This is a genomic window from Streptomyces sp. RK62 (genome assembly GCF_018070255.1).
GTDB classification, from domain to species: Bacteria; Actinomycetota; Actinomycetes; order Streptomycetales; family Streptomycetaceae; genus Streptomyces; species Streptomyces nigra.
The window spans coordinates 59526-78209 of sequence record NZ_JAGPYD010000019.1 but is presented as its reverse complement, the minus strand read 5'-3'; the positions used below and the strand labels follow the sequence as shown (position 1 = coordinate 78209).

General features: G+C 71.9%; 18 protein-coding genes. 9 read left to right on the top strand and 9 right to left on the bottom strand.

Annotation, left to right across the window (positions count from 1 at the left end; genetic code table 11):
- Window positions 1–69 precede the first annotated feature (69 nt).
- Window positions 70–1737: a fumarate hydratase gene (locus KBY32_RS30915; protein WP_210982416.1), complete on the bottom strand. Its 1668-nt coding sequence runs from the start codon at window positions 1735–1737 to the stop codon at window positions 70–72.
- A 168-nt stretch (window positions 1738–1905) separates the two neighbouring features.
- Between KBY32_RS30915 and KBY32_RS30910 the strand changes: the two genes are divergently transcribed.
- Both KBY32_RS30910 and KBY32_RS30905 read left to right on the top strand, forming a co-directional pair.
- Window positions 1906–2583: a DUF1707 domain-containing protein gene (locus KBY32_RS30910; protein ID WP_210982415.1), complete on the top strand. Its 678-nt coding sequence runs from the start codon at window positions 1906–1908 to the stop codon at window positions 2581–2583.
- Window positions 2584–2747: 164 nt separating this feature from the next.
- Complete coding sequence (locus KBY32_RS30905; protein WP_079033618.1) at window positions 2748–3125, top strand: WhiB family transcriptional regulator; 378 nt, start codon at window positions 2748–2750, stop codon at window positions 3123–3125.
- A 69-nt stretch (window positions 3126–3194) separates the two neighbouring features.
- Here the strand turns inward: KBY32_RS30905 and glpX are convergent, their stop codons facing one another.
- Window positions 3195–4232: a class II fructose-bisphosphatase gene (gene glpX / locus KBY32_RS30900; RefSeq protein WP_055621801.1), complete on the bottom strand. Its 1038-nt coding sequence runs from the start codon at window positions 4230–4232 to the stop codon at window positions 3195–3197.
- Between the two features lie 126 nt (window positions 4233–4358).
- Between glpX and KBY32_RS30895 the strand changes: the two genes are divergently transcribed.
- Window positions 4359–4880 carry a DUF4245 domain-containing protein gene (locus tag KBY32_RS30895; protein ID WP_210982414.1) on the top strand — a complete coding sequence of 174 codons (522 nt, stop codon included), beginning with the start codon at window positions 4359–4361 and terminating at the stop codon, window positions 4878–4880.
- A gap of 87 nt (window positions 4881–4967) precedes the next feature.
- Here KBY32_RS30895 and KBY32_RS30890 read toward each other — a convergent pair whose 3' ends face one another.
- The 3 genes from KBY32_RS30890 to xseA form a co-directional block, all read right to left on the bottom strand.
- Window positions 4968–5558, bottom strand: a complete 591-nt coding sequence (locus KBY32_RS30890) for a malonic semialdehyde reductase (protein WP_055621803.1) — start codon at window positions 5556–5558, stop codon at window positions 4968–4970.
- Window positions 5559–5721: 163 nt separating this feature from the next.
- A complete protein-coding gene (locus KBY32_RS30885; protein ID WP_210982413.1) occupies window positions 5722–5964 on the bottom strand; it encodes an exodeoxyribonuclease VII small subunit in 243 nt (80 codons plus the stop codon).
- Between the two features lie 10 nt (window positions 5965–5974).
- Complete coding sequence (xseA, locus tag KBY32_RS30880) at window positions 5975–7195, bottom strand: exodeoxyribonuclease VII large subunit (protein ID WP_210982412.1); 1221 nt, start codon at window positions 7193–7195, stop codon at window positions 5975–5977.
- 141 nt (window positions 7196–7336) lie between these two features.
- Here xseA and KBY32_RS30875 point away from each other — a divergent pair, with 141 nt between their 5' ends.
- Window positions 7337–8350, top strand: coding sequence for a 4-hydroxy-3-methylbut-2-enyl diphosphate reductase (locus tag KBY32_RS30875; RefSeq protein ID WP_079033619.1), 1014 nt, complete (start codon window positions 7337–7339; stop codon window positions 8348–8350).
- 29 nt (window positions 8351–8379) lie between these two features.
- Window positions 8380–9135, top strand: a complete 756-nt coding sequence (gene ppgK, locus KBY32_RS30870) for a polyphosphate--glucose phosphotransferase (RefSeq protein ID WP_210982411.1) — start codon at window positions 8380–8382, stop codon at window positions 9133–9135.
- Between the two features lie 8 nt (window positions 9136–9143).
- Here ppgK and KBY32_RS30865 read toward each other — a convergent pair whose 3' ends face one another.
- Complete coding sequence (locus tag KBY32_RS30865; RefSeq protein ID WP_308293811.1) at window positions 9144–9656, bottom strand: DUF6542 domain-containing protein; 513 nt, start codon at window positions 9654–9656, stop codon at window positions 9144–9146.
- 534 nt (window positions 9657–10190) lie between these two features.
- On the opposite strand from KBY32_RS30865, the gene ychF reads away from it, so the two are divergent.
- Complete coding sequence (gene ychF / locus KBY32_RS30860; RefSeq protein ID WP_055621807.1) at window positions 10191–11279, top strand: redox-regulated ATPase YchF; 1089 nt, start codon at window positions 10191–10193, stop codon at window positions 11277–11279.
- Between the two features lie 57 nt (window positions 11280–11336).
- On the opposite strand, the gene KBY32_RS30855 is transcribed toward ychF, so the two are convergent.
- Together KBY32_RS30855 and KBY32_RS30850 are read right to left on the bottom strand one after the other, a co-directional pair.
- On the bottom strand, window positions 11337–11969 hold the full coding sequence (locus KBY32_RS30855) for a DUF6000 family protein (protein WP_210982410.1): 633 nt from the start codon (window positions 11967–11969) through the stop codon (window positions 11337–11339).
- 3 nt (window positions 11970–11972) lie between these two features.
- On the bottom strand, window positions 11973–12725 hold the full coding sequence (locus tag KBY32_RS30850) for a HEAT repeat domain-containing protein (RefSeq protein ID WP_247690235.1): 753 nt from the start codon (window positions 12723–12725) through the stop codon (window positions 11973–11975).
- Between the two features lie 124 nt (window positions 12726–12849).
- Here KBY32_RS30850 and KBY32_RS30840 point away from each other — a divergent pair, with 124 nt between their 5' ends.
- Entirely contained in the window at window positions 12850–15027 is a 2178-nt protein-coding gene (locus tag KBY32_RS30840; protein WP_210982409.1) for a DEAD/DEAH box helicase, read from the top strand.
- A gap of 15 nt (window positions 15028–15042) precedes the next feature.
- Here KBY32_RS30840 and KBY32_RS30835 read toward each other — a convergent pair whose 3' ends face one another.
- Complete coding sequence (locus KBY32_RS30835) at window positions 15043–15954, bottom strand: LysR family transcriptional regulator (protein ID WP_210982408.1); 912 nt, start codon at window positions 15952–15954, stop codon at window positions 15043–15045.
- A 92-nt stretch (window positions 15955–16046) separates the two neighbouring features.
- Here KBY32_RS30835 and KBY32_RS30830 point away from each other — a divergent pair, with 92 nt between their 5' ends.
- Complete coding sequence (locus KBY32_RS30830) at window positions 16047–16877, top strand: SDR family NAD(P)-dependent oxidoreductase (RefSeq protein WP_210982407.1); 831 nt, start codon at window positions 16047–16049, stop codon at window positions 16875–16877.
- A 188-nt stretch (window positions 16878–17065) separates the two neighbouring features.
- Window positions 17066–18643 (top strand): S8 family peptidase, encoded by a 1578-nt coding sequence (locus KBY32_RS30825; protein WP_210982406.1) that lies wholly within the window; start codon window positions 17066–17068, stop codon window positions 18641–18643.
- The last annotated feature ends 41 nt before the right edge of the window (window positions 18644–18684 follow it).

Sequence of the window (18684 nt, the reverse complement as noted above, 5' to 3'; positions counted from 1 at the left end):
ACCTCCACGTGTCACAGCACCGGCACCCCGACCACTGTTCCCCACGGAGGCGGATCGTCACCGCGCGGCTCAGCCGAGCCCGGGCCCGCGCACCGGAATGGACGTGAAGGTGGGCGCGGGCGCGGGATCCTGGAAGAAGTCGTTGCCCTTGTCGTCCACGACGACGAACGCCGGGAAGTCCTCGACCTCGATCTTCCAGACCGCCTCCATGCCGAGCTCCTCGTACTCGACGACCTCGACCTTCTTGATGCAGTCCTGGGCGAGGCGGGCGGCCGGGCCGCCGATGGAGCCGAGGTAGAAGCCGCCGTGGGTGCCGCACGCGTCGGTGACCTGCTTGCTGCGGTTGCCCTTGGCGAGCATCACCTTGGAGCCGCCCGCGGCCTGGAACTGCTCGACGTAGGAGTCCATGCGGCCGGCCGTCGTCGGGCCGAAGGAGCCGGAGGCGTAGCCCTCGGGGGTCTTGGCCGGGCCCGCGTAGTAGACCGGGTGGTCCTTCAGGTACTGCGGCATCTCCTCGCCCGCGTCCAGCCGCTCCTTGATCTTGGCGTGCGCGATGTCGCGGGCCACGACCAGCGGGCCGGAGAGGGACAGGCGGGTCTTGACCGGGTACTTCGTCAGCTCGGCCAGGATGGTGTCCATCGGCTGGTTGAGGTCGATCTTCACGACGTCCCCGGACTCGTCCAGGTGCTCGTCGGTGGTGTCCGGCAGGAAGCGCGCCGGGTCGGTCTCCAGCTGCTCCAGGAAGACGCCCTCGGCGGTGATCTTCGCGACGGCCTGGCGGTCGGCGGAGCAGGAGACGGCGAGGGCGACCGGGCAGGACGCGCCGTGCCGGGGGAGGCGGATCACGCGGACGTCGTGGCAGAAGTACTTGCCGCCGAACTGCGCGCCGATGCCGATCTTCTGCGTGAGCTCGAAGACCTTCTGCTCCAGCTCCTTGTCGCGGAAGCCGTGGCCGAGCTCGGAGCCCTCGGCGGGGATCTCGTCCAGGTAGTGCGCGGAGGCGTACTTGGCGGTCTTGAGCGCGTACTCGGCGGAGGTGCCGCCGACGACGATGGCCAGGTGGTACGGCGGGCAGGCGGCCGTACCGAGGGAGCGGATCTTCTCCTCCAGGAACTTCATCATGGAGGCCTCGTTCAGGACGGCCTTCGTCTCCTGGTAGAGGAAGCTCTTGTTGGCCGAGCCGCCGCCCTTGGCCATGAAGAGGAACTTGTAGGCGCCGCCGTCGGTGGCGTACAGCTCGATCTGGGCCGGGAGGTTGGAGCCGGTGTTCTTCTCCTCCCACATGGTGAGCGGAGCCATCTGCGAGTAACGCAGGTTCAGGTTCTGGTAGGCGTCGTAGATGCCCTTGGAGAGGGCCTTCTCGTCCTCGCCCTGGGTCAGCACGTTCTGGCCGCGCTTGCCCATGACGATCGCGGTGCCGGTGTCCTGGCACATCGGGAGGACGCCGGCGGCCGCGATGTTCGCGTTCTTCAGCAGGTCCAGCGCGACGAACTTGTCGTTGCCCGACGCCTCGGGGTCGTCGATGATCCGGCGGAGCTGGGCCAGGTGCGCGGGGCGCAGGTAGTGCTGGATGTCGTGGATGGCCTCCTCGGCGAGCTTGCGCAGCGCCTCGGGCTCCACCTTGAGGAAGGTCCGCCCGTCGGCCTCGAAGGTGGAGACACCCTCGGAGGTCACCAGCCGGTACGGGGTGGTGTCCTCTCCCATGGGGAGCAGATCGGTGTACGCGAACTCAGGCATGTCGCCCATTCCTCACTCGACAGACAGCGGCTGGCCTCCGTTGGCAGCGTCCACCAGCGTAGAACCTGCCTCTGACGGCGAGCCTGTGAGGTCCGGCTCAGTTCGGTGACCGCGGGACGAATCGGTCCAGGGCTATCGCGATCTATCGTGTTTCGGTACGCTGCTGCCGTGGACCTTCAGAAGCGCACCGCGCCCGCTCCCGCCGCCGAGCTCCGCGCCTCCGACGCGGACCGTGACCGCATCACCGACATACTGCGCGACGCCCTGGCCGAGGGGCGGCTGACCGCCGACGAGCACGCCGAGCGGGTCGAGGGCGTGCTGGCGGCCCGGACGGTCGGGGAGCTGGAGGCGTTCATCCGGGATCTGCCGGCCGGGCATCCGCGCCGTGTCGCCCCCGCCGCCCCGCTCCCGGCGCCGGGCCCGGTCCCGGCCGACGCCGACGACCATGTGGTCGCGGTGTTCAGCAGCGCCGTGCGCAAGGGGCGCTGGCGCGCGGGCCGCCGTATCCACGCGTACGCCGTCTTCGGCAGCGTGGAGATCGATCTCAGCGAGGCCCTCTTCCAGTACCAGCACATCGTGATCCGGGCGTGGTCGGTCTTCGGCAGCGTCGAGGTCCGCGTCCCGGAGAACGTGTCGCTGCGCGGCACCGGCGGCGGCGTCCTCGGCGCCTTCGAGGTGGACCATCTCGACGCGGAGGACCCGGACGCGCCGGTCGTCCACATCGACGGCTGGGCCGTGCTCGGCAGCATCGAGGGCAGGCCCCGGCGCGGGAAGCTCGTCGCGGACATCCTGGACCGGGTGCACCGCAAGGTCGACCGGAGTTTGCGCCGGCACCTGGAGCATTGACGGTCGTGAACCGGACGGGCCGGTTCCCGCGCTCGGCGGGCCCGGCGGGGCGTCTGGGGCGGCCCGGGACCCAGCGGTTCGGAACTCCCCGCATAGGCGCGCGTACAGCGGGTAGACCTTGTCGCATCGTCTCTCGCTCGCGAAGCCGTCGTCAGGAGTAGACCGTGCTGCAACCGCCGCATTCGTCCCTGCAGGTAGCCGCCGTTCCGGCCCAGCGGGTGCCAGCGCGAGACAGGGATCAGGACGCCCCGTGGCACACCGAAGCGGTGTGCCGGCGCGACGAAGCGGGCCTGTTCTTCGCACCCTCCAAGGAGCCCACCGCGGCCCGCCTCTCCCGCGAGGAGGCCGCCAAGCGCGTCTGCGCGCGCTGTCCGGTCATGGTCGAGTGCCGGGAGCACGCCCTCCTCCAGCCCGAGCCGTACGGCGTGTGGGGCGGACTGACCGCGGCCGAGCGCCGGGTCGTCCTCGCCCGGCGCCGCCGCCGCGAGATGGAGCTGAAGAAGACGGTGGGCGCCGCGAACCGGATAGCCCAGGCCGGCTGAGACACGACGGAAAAGGGCGCCCCCTCCGCACCGGGGGCGCCCTTGCCGCTCAGCGGGACCGCTCCGCCGTCACTTCGCCCTGTCGAAGTCGATGGCGCTGTAGGCCCGCAGCTTGCTCAGCCGGTGCTCGGAGTCGATCCGGCGCACCGTGCCCGACTTCGAGCGCATCACGATCGAGTCGGTCGTCGCCGTCTCCGACCGGTAGCGCACACCGCGCAGCAACTCGCCGTCGGTGATGCCGGTCGCGACGAAGAAGACGTTGTCGCCGGCGACCAGGTCGTCCGTCATGAGGACCCGGTCCAGGTCGTGCCCGGCGTCGATCGCCCGCTGCCGCTCCTCGTCGTCCTTGGGCCACAGCTTGCCCTGGATGGTGCCGCCGAGGCACTTCACCGCGCAGGCCGAGATGATGCCCTCGGGGGTGCCGCCGATGCCGAGCAGCATGTCGACGCCGGTGCCCTCGCGGAGCGCGTAGATGGAGCCGGCGACATCGCCGTCGGAGATCAGCTTGATCCGCGCGCCGGCGTCCCGGATCTCCTTGATGATGCCCTCGTGGCGGGGGCGGTCGAGGATGACGACGGTGACGTCCTCGACGGTGGCCCGCTTGGCCTTGGCGACCCGGCGGATGTTGACCCCGACGGGCGCGTCGATGTCGACGAAGTCGGCGGCCTCGGGCCCGGTGACGAGCTTGTCCATGTAGAACACGGCCGACGGGTCGAACATGGAGCCCCGGTCGGCCGCGGCCAGCACGGAGATCGCGTTGGGCATGCCCTTGGCGGTGAGCGTGGTGCCGTCGATCGGGTCCACGGCGATGTCGCACTCCGGGCCCGTCCCGTCGCCGACCCGCTCCCCGTTGAAGAGCATGGGCGCCTCGTCCTTCTCGCCCTCACCGATGACGACGACGCCGTTCATCGACACGGTGTGGACGAGGGTCCGCATGGCGCGCACCGCGGCGCCGTCGGCGCCGTTCTTCTCGCCGCGACCGACCCAGCGGCCCGCCGCCATCGCGGCCGCCTCGGTCACACGGACCAGTTCCAGGGCCAGGTTGCGGTCGGGGGCTTCGCTCGGTACCTCGAGTTCGGACGGCAGATGATGATGATTCTCGGTCATCGGAGCGCACCTTTCTGATACGACGACGGCCGGATGAGGGTGACCGGCTCGACTCTATCCCCGGGTGAACAGAATGAGCAGGGGGCCCCACGGATGAGCAGCCAGGGCACCTGCGACGATAGAGGCGTGGCTGGTTCGAAGGTTAAGCAGAAGTCGGTCCGCAACATGGTTCTCTCCCTCGGGGTGACCGTGCTCGCGGCGGGAGTCGTCTATCTCTTCGTGCCGCACGACGACGGCACGCCCGACATCCCGCGGGTCGACTACCGCGTCGAGCTGCTCACCGCCCGCCGGGCGGCGTCCTACCCGGTGGTGGCGCCCCAGGGGCTGCCCGACACGTGGAAGCCGACCTCCGTCCGCTTCCGGGCCGACCAGTTCGACGCATGGCATCTCGGCTATCACACCCCGGACGGCGGCTATGTGCAGGTCCAGCAGTCGACGGAGAAGCCGGCCGAGTTCATCGAGCAGGCCACCCAGGGTGCGGGCAGGACGGACGTCACCGAGCGGATCGGCGAGCGCACCTGGACCCGCTGGACCGGCGGCCGCTACGACGCCCTGGTCTCCCAGGAGGACGGCGCGACGACCGTGGTCGCCGGGACCGGCTCCTTCGGCGAGCTGACCCGGATGGCGAAGGCCCTGCGGGCCGAGTGACCCCCTGAGCGCGGCGAAGGCCCCCGGCGAGTGCTGCCGGGGGCCTTCGTCATGGGCGGGCGGACACGACCTGGGCCGCGCGCCGGATCAGACCGTGGTGACGACCTGCTCGTACGCCAGGCGCGGGGAGCGCGGGTACCAGGCGTCCGGGCCGGGGCGGCCGATGTTGACGACCATCAGCGGGGTGTGGTCGTCGTCCAGGAACTCCTTGCGGACGCCCTCGAAGTCGAAGCCGGTCATCGGGCCGGCGGCCAGCCCGGCGGCGCGGACGCCGACGATGAAGTAGGCGGCCTGGAGGGCGCCGTTCAGCGCGGCGCTGTTCTCGCGGACCACGCGGTCGCCGAAGACGGCGTCCTTGGCCTGCGGGAAGTGCGGGAAGAGGGCCGGCAGCTCCTCGTGGAACTCGTTGTCCGCGGAGAGGATCGCGACCAGCGGGGCGGTGGCGGTCTTCTGCCGGTTGCCCTCGGCCATGTGCTGCACCAGGCGCTCACGGGCCTCGGCGGAGCGGACCAGCGTGACCCGCAGCGGGGACTGGTTCATGGAGGTCGGGCCGTACTTGACCAGGTCGTAGACCGCCTGCACCTGCTCGTCGGTCACCGGCTCGTCGGTGAAGGTGTTGGCGGTGCGGGCCTCACGGAACAGCAGGTCCTGGGCGGCGGGGTCGAGGACGAGAGACATGCGGAACCTTCTCGGTGGTACGTCGTGGGGGGCGCCGCACGGGGGCCGCACGGCACGCGTAAACGGACCGTGGACCGCTTACGCGAGCGACAGTACGCGAGAAAAGTTCAATGTTCAACAAATGGTCTCTGGTGAGTCGCCTCACAGTCCCCGAGCGGGCGGCTCAGTCGTCGTCGCCGGTCTCCTCCGGCCCGTCGCCGGCCTCCTCCCCGGCGAGCGCCGCGTCCAGGCGCGCCCGCGCGCCGTCCAGCCAGCGCCGGCACACCTTCGCCAGCTCCTCGCCGCGCTCCCAGAGCGCGAGCGACTCCTCCAGCGTCGTGCCGCCCGCCTCCAGCCGCCGTACGACCTCAATCAGCTCGTCCCGGGCCTGCTCGTACCCGAGGGCCTCTTCCACCTTGCCGGTCATGCCGCCCACCCTATGCATCGCTTCCTGCGTCGACTCGTACGGAGAACTCGCCCTCGGCGACCCGGGCGCGCAGCACCTCGGCCGCCGTCACCTCACCGGGATCGCGCACCACATGCCCGTCCTCCCGCTGCAGCACGGCGTACCCCCGCTTCAGGGTCGCCGCCGGGGAGAGGGCCACCACGCGCGCGTGCGTGTGCGTCAGCTCGGACGCGGCCCGGTCCAGGTGATGCCCGAGGCAGCGGCGACCGCGGTCGAGGAGCGAGGCCACATGGTCGGCCCGCTCGTCGATCATCCGGTGCGGATCCTCTATCGAGGGGCGCGCGAGAGCGTGCGCGAGCCCCCGCTCCTCCCGCTCGACGTACGCCTCCACGCACCGCCGGGCCCGGTCCCGCAGCATCCGCACCCGCTCGTACTCCTCGCCCACGTCCGGGACGACCTTCTTGGCGGCGTCGGTCGGGGTGGAGGCGCGCAGATCGGCGACCAGGTCCAGCAGCGGATTGTCCGGCTCGTGCCCGATCGCGGACACCACGGGCGTACGGCAGGCAGCCACGGCCCGCACCAGCTGCTCGTCGGAGAACGGCAGCAGATCCTCGACGCTGCCACCGCCCCGCGCGACGATGATCACGTCCACGTCGTCGAGGGCGTCCAGCTCCTTGACCGCCTGCACCACCTGCGGCACCGCGTGCACACCCTGCACCGGGACATTGCGCACCTCGAAGCGGACGGCGGGCCAGCGGTGCCGCGCGTTCTCCAGGACGTCCCGCTCGGCGGCGGACGCCCGCCCGCACACCAGGCCGACGAGCTGCGGCAGGAACGGCAGCGCCCTCTTGCGCTCCGGAGCGAACAAACCCTCCGCGGCCAGGGACTTCTTCAGCATCTCCAGCCGGGCCAGCAGCTCCCCGACGCCGACCGGCTTGATCTCGGTCGCCCGCAGCGAGAGCTGCCCGCGCGGCGCGTACCACTCGGGCTTGGCCAGCACCACGACCCGCGCGCCCTCGCTCACCACGTCCGACACCGCGTCGAACACCTGCCGGTAGCAGGTCACGCTCACCGAGATGTCGTACGACGGGTCGCGCAGCGTCAGGAACACCACGCCCGCGCCGGGCCGCCGCGACAGCTGGGTGATCTGCCCCTCCACCCAGATCGCGCCGAGCCGGTCGATCCACCCCCCGATGAGCCGGGACACCTCACCGACGGGCAACGGGGACTCGGGCGACGTGTTCACAGCCATGCCGCGAGCGTAACGGCCGCCACCGACAACACCGCCCGTCCGTGCGGCGAGGGCGTGGACGGGCGCCCCGCGCGCCGCGTTCCGCCCCTCGCACCACCCCACACCCCGGGCGATCTTCGGGGCGGGCGGCGCACCCTTACGATGGGACGCATGACTGCTTCGCCTGGCCGCCGTGTCCTGCTCGCCGCCCCCCGTGGCTACTGCGCGGGTGTGGACCGCGCCGTGATCGCCGTCGAGAAAGCCCTGGAGCAGTACGGCGCTCCCGTCTACGTCCGGCACGAGATCGTCCACAACAAGTACGTCGTGCAGACCCTGGAGAAGAAGGGCGCCGTCTTCGTCGAGCGCACGGAGGAGGTGCCGCCGGGCAACATCGTGATGTTCTCGGCCCACGGCGTCGCCCCCGTCGTCCACGAGGAGGCCGCGCGCGGCAAGCTGGCCACCATCGACGCGACGTGCCCGCTGGTCACCAAGGTCCACAAGGAAGCGGTCCGCTTCGCCAACGAGGACTACGACATCCTCCTCATCGGACACGAGGGCCACGAAGAGGTCATCGGCACGTCCGGCGAGGCCCCCGAGCACATCCAGCTCGTCGACGGCCCCGGCGACGTCGCCAAGGTCGAGGTCCGCGACGAGTCCAAGGTCGTCTGGCTCTCCCAGACCACGCTCTCCGTCGACGAGACCATGGAGACCGTCGACGCGCTCAAGGAGAAGTTCCCCCAGCTGATCTCGCCGCCCAGCGACGACATCTGCTACGCCACGCAGAACCGCCAGCTCGCCGTGAAGCAGATGGGCGCCGAGGCCGACCTGGTCATCGTCGTCGGCTCGCGCAACTCCTCCAACTCCAAGCGGCTGGTGGAGGTCGCCAAGCTGGCGGGCGCCCGCGACGCGTACCTCGTGGACTTCGCCGACGAGATCGAGGAGTCCTGGCTGGAGGGCGTCACCACGGTCGGCGTCACCTCGGGCGCCTCGGTGCCGGAGGTTCTGGTCGAGCAGGTCCTGGAGTGGCTGTCGCAGCGCGGCTTCGAGGACGTCGAGATCGTCAAGGCGGCCGAGGAGTCCATCACCTTCTCGCTGCCCAAGGAGCTCCGCCGCGACCTGCGCGAGGAGGCGGCCACGCTCATCGCCGAGCGGACCGCCACCGCGACCGGTGAGTGACCGTCAGGCGTCCGTCGTACCGTAGGGCCATGCAGATCTTCGGCTTGGACATCGGCGGATCCGGGATCAAGGGTGCCCCGGTGGACCTCGACAAGGGCGACCTCGCCCAGGAGCGCCACAAGGTGCTCACCCCGCACCCGGCGACCCCCGACTCGGTCGCCGACGGTGCGCGCCAGGTGGTCGAGCACTTCGGATGGACCGGCCCGGTCGGCCTCACCTTCCCCGGTGTGGTGACCGACGGCTCCACGATCCGCACCGCCGCGAACGTCGACAAGAGCTGGATCGACACCGACGCGCGCGCGTTGTTCGGCGAGCGCCTCGGCGGCCTGCCGGTGACGGTGGTCAACGACGCGGACGCCGCCGGTGTCGCCGAGATGCACTTCGGCGCCGGGCGCGGCCGCAAGGGCACGGTGGTCCTGCTCACCTTCGGCACGGGCATCGGCAGCGCCCTGTTCATCGACGGTCGCCTGGTCCCCAACACCGAGCTCGGCCACCTGGAACTGAACGGCCACGACGCGGAGAAGCGCGCCTCCAGCAAGGCCAAGGAGGACGAGGACCTGACGTGGGAGCACTGGGCCCGCCGGGTCCAGAAGTACCTCGCGCACGTGGAGATGCTGTTCTCGCCCGAGCTGTTCATCATCGGCGGCGGCGTGAGCCGTAAGGCGCACAAGTTCCTGCCCCACATCGAGGGCATCCGCGCGGAGATCGTCCCGGCGCAGCTGCAGAACAACGCGGGGATCGTGGGCGCCGCGATGCACGCGGCGGAGACGGACATCGCCGGGTAGGGCGGCGCTCAGACCCCGGGGTGCCCGGGGTGCCGGGCGGCGTTCCGGCGGGCCACCAGCCGGACCCGGCGCACCAGGACGACCACACCGGCGAGCAGCGTCCCGCCGTACAGCCATCCGGCCTCGGTCGCGAGGGCGGTCACCAGCCCCATCAGGTGACCGCCGAAGCCCCCGCCATGGTCGGCCGCCGGCAGCAGCCCCAGCGCGAACGCGTTCGGCAGAACCACGGGGGCGGTCAGCAGATCACCCTCGCGCACCCACAGCGCGGTCAGCGCGCACACCGGCAGGAACGCGACGCTGTAGAGACCGAGCGAGCCGGACACCGCCGCGTCGATAAAGCCGAGCAGCAGCATCGCGGCGCCGCAGAACAGCCCGCTGCCGAGTCCGGTCAGCCGGGGGTTCGGAAACCGCCGGGCCTGCGCTGCCACCGGGGCCGGACCGGGCCGCCGTACGGCCCCTGCGGGCCGTGCGGAGACGGGCCGCCGCTGGGCGACGGGCCGCGTGGCCGGAGCGGGCCGCACGGGAGCGTCCCTCCGCAGCGGCCGCCGCTCCCGGGCGTCCTGAGCGGACCGGGCCGACCGGGACAGCCCTTGGGGCGACTGTGCCGACCGGGACAGCCCTTGAGGCGACTGTGCGGACCGCGAGGCCGGCCAGGCGGACCTCCGCCCGTTCCCGCCACCGCCTTCTCCGCCACCCCGCTCACCACCGCCGGGCATGAGCCCGCCCTCGCCGCGCCTCGTACGGCCCTCGCCCCGCCGTTCCACCGTGTCCCCGTCCGCCTCGACATCCGCAAACCGCTCGCGCGCCGCGTACCCGCCCTCACCCCACGTGGAACCGCGTATCTCGTGGCATTCCGTACCCGGCGGGTCGCGCGCCGTGCCGCTCCACCGGACCAACCTAGGCCGGGGCACGGGGTGCGGCGGGCGACGGACACGCCCGGGGGCGCACCTTGGCCAGGTGTTCGACGGCACGCGGGAGGCGGGCCCGGCACGCCGTAGACTGGTGGATCGGCCAAGCCCCCCAGTCCTCACCTCTCACGTACGGGAAGTCGCAACGTGTCGCTCACGATCGGAATCGTCGGTCTGCCGAATGTCGGCAAGTCGACCCTGTTCAACGCCCTGACCAAGAACGACGTGCTGGCGGCCAACTACCCGTTCGCCACGATCGAGCCCAACGTCGGTGTGGTCGGCGTCCCCGACGCGCGTCTGGCGAAGCTGGCCGAGATCTTCGGTTCCCAGCGGATCCTCCCGGCGACCGTCGACTTCGTCGACATCGCGGGCATCGTGCGCGGCGCCTCCGAGGGCGAGGGTCTGGGCAACAAGTTCCTGGCGAACATCCGTGAGTCGGACGCGATCTGCCAGGTCATCCGAGCCTTCAAGGACGAGAACGTCGTCCACGTCGACGGCAAGGTCTCGCCGAAGGACGACATCGAGACGATCAACACCGAGCTGATCCTCGCCGACCTCCAGACCATCGAGAAGGTCCTGCCGCGCCTGCAGAAGGAGTCGCGGATCAAGAAGGACATCGCGCCGAAGGTGAAGGCCGTCGAGGAGGCCAAGGAGATCCTGGAGAAGGGCGACACCCTGTTCTCCGCGGGCATCGTCCAGGGCTCCGGCAACGAGGAGCTGCTGCACGACCTGCACCTCCTGACCACCAAGCCCTTCCTCTACGTCTTCAACGTCGACGAGGACGAGCTGGTCGACGACGACTTCAAGGCCGAGCAGCGCGCCCTGGTCGCCCCCGCCGAGGCGATCTTCCTCAACGCCAAGCTGGAGGCGGACCTCGCCGAGCTGGACGAGGAGGACGCCATGGAGCTCCTGGAGTCGGTCGGCGCCGAGGAGCCCGGCCTCGCCACGCTGGCCCGCGTGGGCTTCAACACCCTCGGCCTGCAGACCTACCTGACGGCCGGCCCCAAGGAGTCCCGCGCCTGGACCATCAAGAAGGGCGCCACCGCCCCCGAGGCCGCCGGAGTCATCCACACGGACTTCCAGAAGGGCTTCATCAAGGCGGAGGTCATCTCCTTCGAGGACCTGGTCGAGACCGGCTCGGTCGCCGAGGCCCGCGCCAAGGGCAAGGCCCGCATGGAGGGCAAGGACTACATCATGCAGGACGGCGACGTGGTGGAGTTCCGCTTCAACGTCTGATACGCCCGGCCAAAGGCCGTCCGACCTGCGATGCGGCGGGTCGGGCGGCCTTTGTGGTCACGGGCGTCGCCAGCCGTTGGCGAAGTCGCACTGGAGGTCTGTCGCGCGGCGCCGCTCGACGGGGGTGTAGGCGGGGTGGCCGCGGAGGTGGGGCAGGGCGTCGACCCACTGGTCCCAGAGACCGTCGGGCCGGGTGAAGCGGTCGGCGTGGTGGGTGCCGAGGTGGGCGTCCAGGCGAAGGAGGGCGCCCAGGGCTGCGTGCTGGTCGTAGCGGAGATCGGTGCGCGGGAGGTAGTGGTCGAGGTAGGCGGTGAGGATCTCGGCGTCCGCGTGGGTGCCGAAGCGGGCCAGGGCGAAGCAGTAGGCGCTACCCGAGAAGCAGACCTCGCTGGCCAGGAGCAGGTCGCCGATGCGTTCGCGGAACCGGTCGCGGCGGTCGACGCCGATCAGCCATGCGGCGGTGAGGCGCGAACGCCACTCGTAGCCGAGGAGGGCTTCCAACTCCGCATCGGTGATCGTGGCCGCGTCGTCGATGAGGTGATGGGCGAAGCTTTCGCCGTGAGGCCATTCGGGCCGCAGGAATCGACCACTCTTCAGGACGAGGTAGCGCGCTCGGCCCGAGTCCTTCCTTGCCGCGTAGCGCTCGATCACGTGGCCGTAGCCGACTTCCTCGGGGTGTTGGAACGGCATCGGTCACCTCTCCGGGTGCAGGTCGGCGCGGTCGATCCAGTCGAGTTCCCAGTCCAGGCCGGGGCCGGGGACGCCGTAGGTGCGGCCGGTGTCCACTCGCCAGAACTGGGAGTAGAGGATCACCTGGGCGTGGTCGGCCAGGTCGTCGATGATCTCGGTGAAATGGGCCGAGGGCCAGCCGGGGGCGTCGTCCGCGGCGCTGGCTCGTAGGCGCGCCGTGTGTGGTGGGACGACGGGGGTGCGGGCGCCGAGTTCGGTCAGGGCCCAGCGGATGCCGACGGACTCGGTCCAGTCCGGTGGGGTCGCCCGTTCCAGGCAGGCGCGGTAGGCGCGGCGTACGGGCTCGACCGCGCCGTCGATCTTCAGGCTCGCCAGGGCCGTCGCCGCCCACTCCCGGACGGTCGAGTCGTCGCTGCCGAGGAGGGCGATCAGAGCCGGGCCGCAGCGGGGGTCCGCCACCTCTTCGAAGACCTCGATGGCGGTCAGCTGACCGAAGCCGCCGAGGGAGGGCAGTCCGCCGATGAGGGCGGGGATCGCGTCGGGGCCGATGTCGATCAGTTCCGCGCGGGCGTCGTACGACCGGCCGGACGCGTCATCGAGCTGCGGGAGGTCTCCGACCCGGTCCTCCTCCTGTCGGACGACTCCGCCCCCGTCGATCAGTTCGGTGTGGCGAGGTGCCGCGGGGAGGTGATCCAGGTCGTCCGCGGACCAGCCCTCCTCACGTGGTGGGCGCATCCAGTCGGGCAGCGCTGTCATGGTGCGACGGTAGCGACTCGGCGCAGGTCCGAGCGCGGGATGGTGCGGTGTCGGTGGACCGGGCTCGGAGGTGCCCCCGTCCCAGTGGCAGGATGCGAGGACGCGTCGGGAGGGCGGGGGCGGCATGGGGCGCAGTGAGCGGGACGCGGTTGCCGGGGGGCGGCGGCTGTACGAGGCCGTGCAGGGGGTGGCCGGGGACCACGCGCGGGCCGTGGCCGCCGTGCGCGCGGCGCTGGAGCCGATCCACGACGAGCTCGTACGGCATGAGCTGGACGCGATCCCGGTCGCCCGGCTGAAGGACCTCACCGAGGGCCGGCTGCGGCTCGGCGAGGTGGAGAAGGGCGGGTTCCGGACGGTCGGGCAGGTGCTCGATGCCGGGTCCTACCGCTTGCAGCAGTTGCCCGGCGTCGGCAGGCAGACCGCCGATCAGACGGTGGCCGCCGCGCGGCGGATCGCCGACGCCGTACGGGACACCGTGGCCGTGCACATCGACGTGGACCGGCCGGAGCCGCGGACCACCGCGCTGGTCGCGGCCCTGCACGTGCTGGTGGAGGCGGGGCCCGAGGCGCGCCGGGCCGTGGAGACGGCCGCCGGGCTGGAGAAGCGGCTCGGCCCGCTGCTGGCCGAGGCGGCTCCAGCGGCCGGGCGGCTGCGGATGCTGTTCGCCGGGCGGGCCGGCCGGGAGCGGGCGGTCGCCGCCGTGGCGGAGGTCCGCGCGCTGACGGAGCGGGCGCGCGAGGACGGGGTGCCGGAGCTGCTGGCGCAGGCCTCGGTGGACCTGCTGCGCCGCCCGGAGTCCGACCTGGCCGCCCTCGTCGACTTCGAGCTGCGCTCCGCCGAGTACTACAGCCTGCTCGCCGAGGTCACGGGCCGCGCCCCCGACCCGGCCGCCGCCGAGGGCTTCCTGCCGGACGAGGTGGCCGACCGGGTGCGGGACCAGCCGCTGGACGACACCCACCGCCGGGTGTCGCTGCGCGGCTACCAGGCGTTCGGCACCCGCTTCGCGCTCGCCCAGCGCCGGGTGATCCTCGGCGACGAGATGGGGCTCGGCAAGACGATCCAGGCCATCGCCGCGCTGGCGCATCTGGCGGCCCGGGGCGAGACCCACTTCCTGGTGGTCTGCCCGGCCAGCGTGCTCATCAACTGGACCCGGGAGATCGAGAAGCGCAGCACGCTGCGGGTCACCCCGGTGCACGGCCCGGACCGGCAGGACGCGTTCACCGACTGGAAGGAGCGGGGCGGCGTCGCCGTCACCACCTTCGACGCCCTGCGCGGCTTCCCCGCGCCCGGCACCGGCGAGCTCGGCCTGCTCGTCGTCGACGAGGCGCACTACGTCAAGAACCCGAGCACGCGCCGCGCCGGCGCCGTCTCCGCCTGGGCGGGCACCTGCGACCGCGTGCTGTTCCTGACCGGCACACCCATGGAGAACCGGGTGGAGGAGTTCCGCAGCCTGGTGCGGATCCTGCAGCCGGACCTCGCCGCGCGCGTGGACGAACACGACGGCGTCGCGGGCTCGAAGGCGTTCCGCAAGGCCGTCGCGCCGGTCTATCTCCGGCGCAACCAGCAGGACGTCCTCACCGAACTCCCCGCGCTGCAGCACACCGACGAGTGGGAGGAGCCCAGCGCCCAGGACGAGGAGGCGTACCGGGAGGCCGTGCGGGCGGGCAACTTCATGGCCATGCGCAGGGCGGCCTACGCGCGGCCCGCCGCGTCCGCGAAGCTGGACCGGCTGCGGGAGATCGCCGCGGAGGCCGCCGAGAACGGGCTCAAGGTCGTGGTGTTCTCCGCGTTCCGTGACGTGCTCAGCACGGTTCACGAGGCACTCGGGAAGAGCGGCGAGGGGCACATGTTCGGGCCGCTCACCGGGAGTGTGCCGCCCGCGCGCCGGCAGCGGCTCGTCGACGACTTCGCCGCCGCGCCCGGCCACGCGGTGCTGCTCGCGCAGATCGAGGCCGGGGGAGTGGGCCTGAACATGCAGGCCGCGTCCGTGGTCATCCTGTGCGAGCCGCAGCTCAAGCCGACCGTCGAGCACCAGGCGGTCGCCCGCGCCCACCGTATGGGCCAGGTCCGCTCGGTGCAGGTGCACCGCCTGCTGTGCACGGGCGGCGTGGACGAACGCCTGGTGCGGCTCCTGGAGAACAAGTCCCGCCTCTTCGACGCCTACGCCCGCCGCAGCGCGGTCGCCGAGTCGACCCCGGACGCGGTGGACGTCTCCGACCTGGGCCTGGCCCGCCGTATCGTCGAGGAGGAACAGGCCCGGCTGGGTGCGGGGGCCCGCCAGGCGGCCACCGAGGACGCCTGACCGTCACGGAGCCGGTCACCCTTGCCCCCTCACCTCCCCGCACGCCCGCGCATACGCCCGTACCCACGGGCGGTCGGCGTCCGTGCGGCGCCAGGCCAGGGCGTAGCGGGTCGGGGAGAGGCCCCGGACCGGGCGGGTCACCACACCGCCGAGGGTGATCAGGGGCGCGTTGCCCGAGGCCAGCAGGCAGACGCCGAGGCCGGCGACCAGGGCCTCGTAGGTCTCCTCGGTGCTCGCGATCTCGGCGCCGATCCGCGGTGGCCGTCCGCCGCGTTCGTCCAGCGCCAGCCAGTGGTCGCGCAGCGGCCCGGCGCTCTGCGGCAGGGCGAGGAACGGCTCGTCGGCGAGGTCCGCGAAGTCCACCTCGGGCCGGTCGGCCAGCGGATGCGTCTCGGGCAGCGCGACCAGCCGGGGCTCCTCGGCGACCACCGTCCAGCCGTAGCGGCCGGCGTCGGGCAGCGGCAGCCAGACGAAGGCGACGTCCGCCTCGCCGTGCGCCAGACCGGCCGTGGGGTCCTCCCAGCTCACCTGCCGCAACCGGACCGACACCTCGGGGTGCGCGGCCGTGAACCGCGACCTGATCGCCGGCAGCAGCCCGCCACGGCCGGGGCTGGTGCTCATGCCCACGACCAGGGTGCCGCGGGCCGCCGCCCGCACCGCGTCCAGCGCCGCCGCCCCCTCCGCCCAGGCGGCCAGCACCCGCCGCGCGTGCGGCAGCAGAGCCGCACCGGCCTCGGTGAGCGTCACCCCGCGCGGCCCCCGGTCCAGCAACTCCACGCCCAACTGCCGCTCCAGCGCCCGTACCTGCTTGCTGAGGGCGGGCTGGGAGACGTACAGCCGGGCGGCCGCGTGGGTGAAGTGCAGCTCCTCGGCGACCGTCACGAAGTACCGCAGGTCCCGTACATGAACGTCCGACGTCATAGCCATCGGTTATCAGCGTGGGTCTTGGACGGGCAAGGCCGTTCCGCAGCAGGCTGAACCCGTGGGCCGACGGGGGCCCCGCGGATCGAGGAGCGGACATGAACAAGGTGTGGCTGATCACCGGGGCGAACAGCGGTTTCGGACGTGCCCTCGCGGAGCTGGCGCTCGCCGACGGCGATGTGGTGGTCGGCGCGGTACGGCGGCCCGAGGCACTGGACGACCTCGTCGCCGCGCACCCCGACCAGGTGGAGGCGCTGCGTCTGGACGTCGCGGAGACGGGCGCCGCCGAGGCGGCCGTGACGGACGTCGTGGCGCGGCACGGACGGATCGACGTGCTGGTCAACGCCGCGGGACGTACGCATGTCGGCGCCTTCGAGGAGACCACGGAGCACGAGCTGCGCGCGCTGTTCGACGTGCATGTCTTCGGCCCTGCCGCCCTGGTGCGGGCCGTGCTGCCGCACATGCGCGGGCGGAGGTCCGGGGCGATCGTCCAGTTCTCCAGCATGGGCGGGCAGATGTCGTTCGCCGGTTTCTCGGCGTACAGCGGCACGAAGTTCGCGCTGGAGGGCATGTCCGAGGCGCTGGCCGACGAGGTCGCGGACTTCGGCATCCGGGTGCTGATCGTGGAGCCGGGCGCCTTCCGCACCTCGCTGTTCGAGACGGACCGGGCCGGGGCCAGCCCGGACAGCGGGCTCTACCCGAAGGTGAGCCGGACCCGGGGCTTCGTCGCGGGCGGCGACGGATCGCAGCCCGGTGACCCGGCGAAGGCGGCGGCCCTCATCGTGGCCGCCCTGGAGGCGGAGCGGACCCCGCTGCGGCTGCCCCTCGGGGACGACGGGGTCGGCGCGGTCCTCGGCCACCTCGACCAGGTCCGCGAGGACATCGCGCCCTGGGAGAAGAGCGCCCGCGCGACCGCCTTCGACGACTGACGGTTCCTCCCTGCGTGAGCCGGCCGCCCCATGACTGGCTCACGCAGCACTCTTGTGCAATTCCTGTGCAGGCCTCAATCTTTCGGCTGGCGCACCTGACGCGTCGGAACTTGACATGATCATGCCTTCCTTCGTCGTTCTCGTGCCACCCCACGCCGGCGCACCACCGATTGAGGAGGAACCCTCAGATGGCAGTGATGCGTACCCCCCAGCGCACGACCCGCCGAAGACTGGCGCTGCTCAGCACGGCGGCCACCGCGGTCCTCGCCGCGGGCCTCGTCACCGCACTCCCCGCCGTGGCCGCCCCCGAGGGCCGCGTCCAGTACGCGGGCGCGGCGAACGCCGTCGCCGACAGCTACATCGTCACCCTCAAGGCCGACCAGGCCCGTTCGGGCTCGAAGTCCGCGCGCGCCCTCGTCGAGCGCTACGGCGCCGGCATCGAGCGCACCTACCGCAAGGCGCTCAACGGCTACGAGGTCGAGGCGTCCGAGGCGGAGGCCAAGCGGCTCGCCGCCGACCCGGCCGTCGCCTCCGTCGTCCAGAACCGCACGTTCCACGTCGAGGGCACCCAGCCCAGCCCGCCGTCCTGGGGCCTGGACCGCATCGACCAGAAGAACCTGCCGCTCAACAGCTCCTACACCTACCCGGACTCGGCCGGGCAGGGTGTGACGGCGTACGTCATCGACACCGGCGTCCGCATCACGCACAGCGACTTCGGCGGCCGGGCCTCCTACGGCTATGACGCCATCGACAACGACAACACCGCCCAGGACGGGCACGGGCACGGCACACACGTCGCCGGCACGGTCGCCGGATCCTCGTACGGCGTCGCCAAGAAGGCGAAGATCGTCGGCGTCCGGGTGCTGAACAACTCGGGATCGGGCACGACCGCCCAGGTCGTCGCCGGTATCGACTGGGTCGCGCAGAACGCGGTCAAGCCGGCCGTCGCCAACATGTCCCTCGGCGGCGGCGCCGACTCCGCGCTCGACACGGCCGTACGCAACGCCATCGCCTCCGGCGTCACCTTCGCGGTGGCCGCCGGCAACGAGTCGACCGACGCCTCCACCCGTTCGCCCGCACGCGTCGCCGAGGCGATCACGGTCGGCGCGACGACCTCCACCGACGCCAGGGCGAGCTACTCCAACTACGGTTCGGCGCTCGACCTGTTCGCGCCCGGCTCCTCCATCACCTCGGCCTGGAACAGCGGCGACTCGGCGACCAACACCATCTCCGGTACGTCGATGGCCACCCCGCACGTCGCGGGCGCCGCCGCCCTGTACCTCGCCGACAACCCCACGGCCACCCCGGCGCAGGTCGCCTCGGCACTCACGGCGGCCGCCACGTCCGGCGTCGTCACCAGCCCCGGCACCGGCTCGCCCAACCGTCTGCTGTACGTGGGCGGCGGCACGACCACCCCGCCCGGGCCGCGCTTCGAGAACGCCGCCGACTTCACCATCGCCGACAACTCCACCGTGGAGTCCCCGGTGACGGTCTCCGGTGTCTCCGGCAACGCGCCCTCGGCCCTCGCCGTCGAGGTGCACATCGTCCACACCTACATCGGTGACCTGCAGGTCCAGCTGGTCGCCCCCGACGGCACCGCCTACACCCTGAAGTCGTACGGCACCGGCGGCAGCGCCGACAACATCGACACCACGTACACCGTGAACGCCTCTTCCGAAGCGGCCAACGGCACATGGAAACTGAGGGTCAGCGACAACGCCCGACTGGACACAGGGCGGATCGACTCCTGGGCGCTGCAGTTCTAGCCCAGGCTTCTGAGTGACCACCAGCCATCCACGTCCTCGTC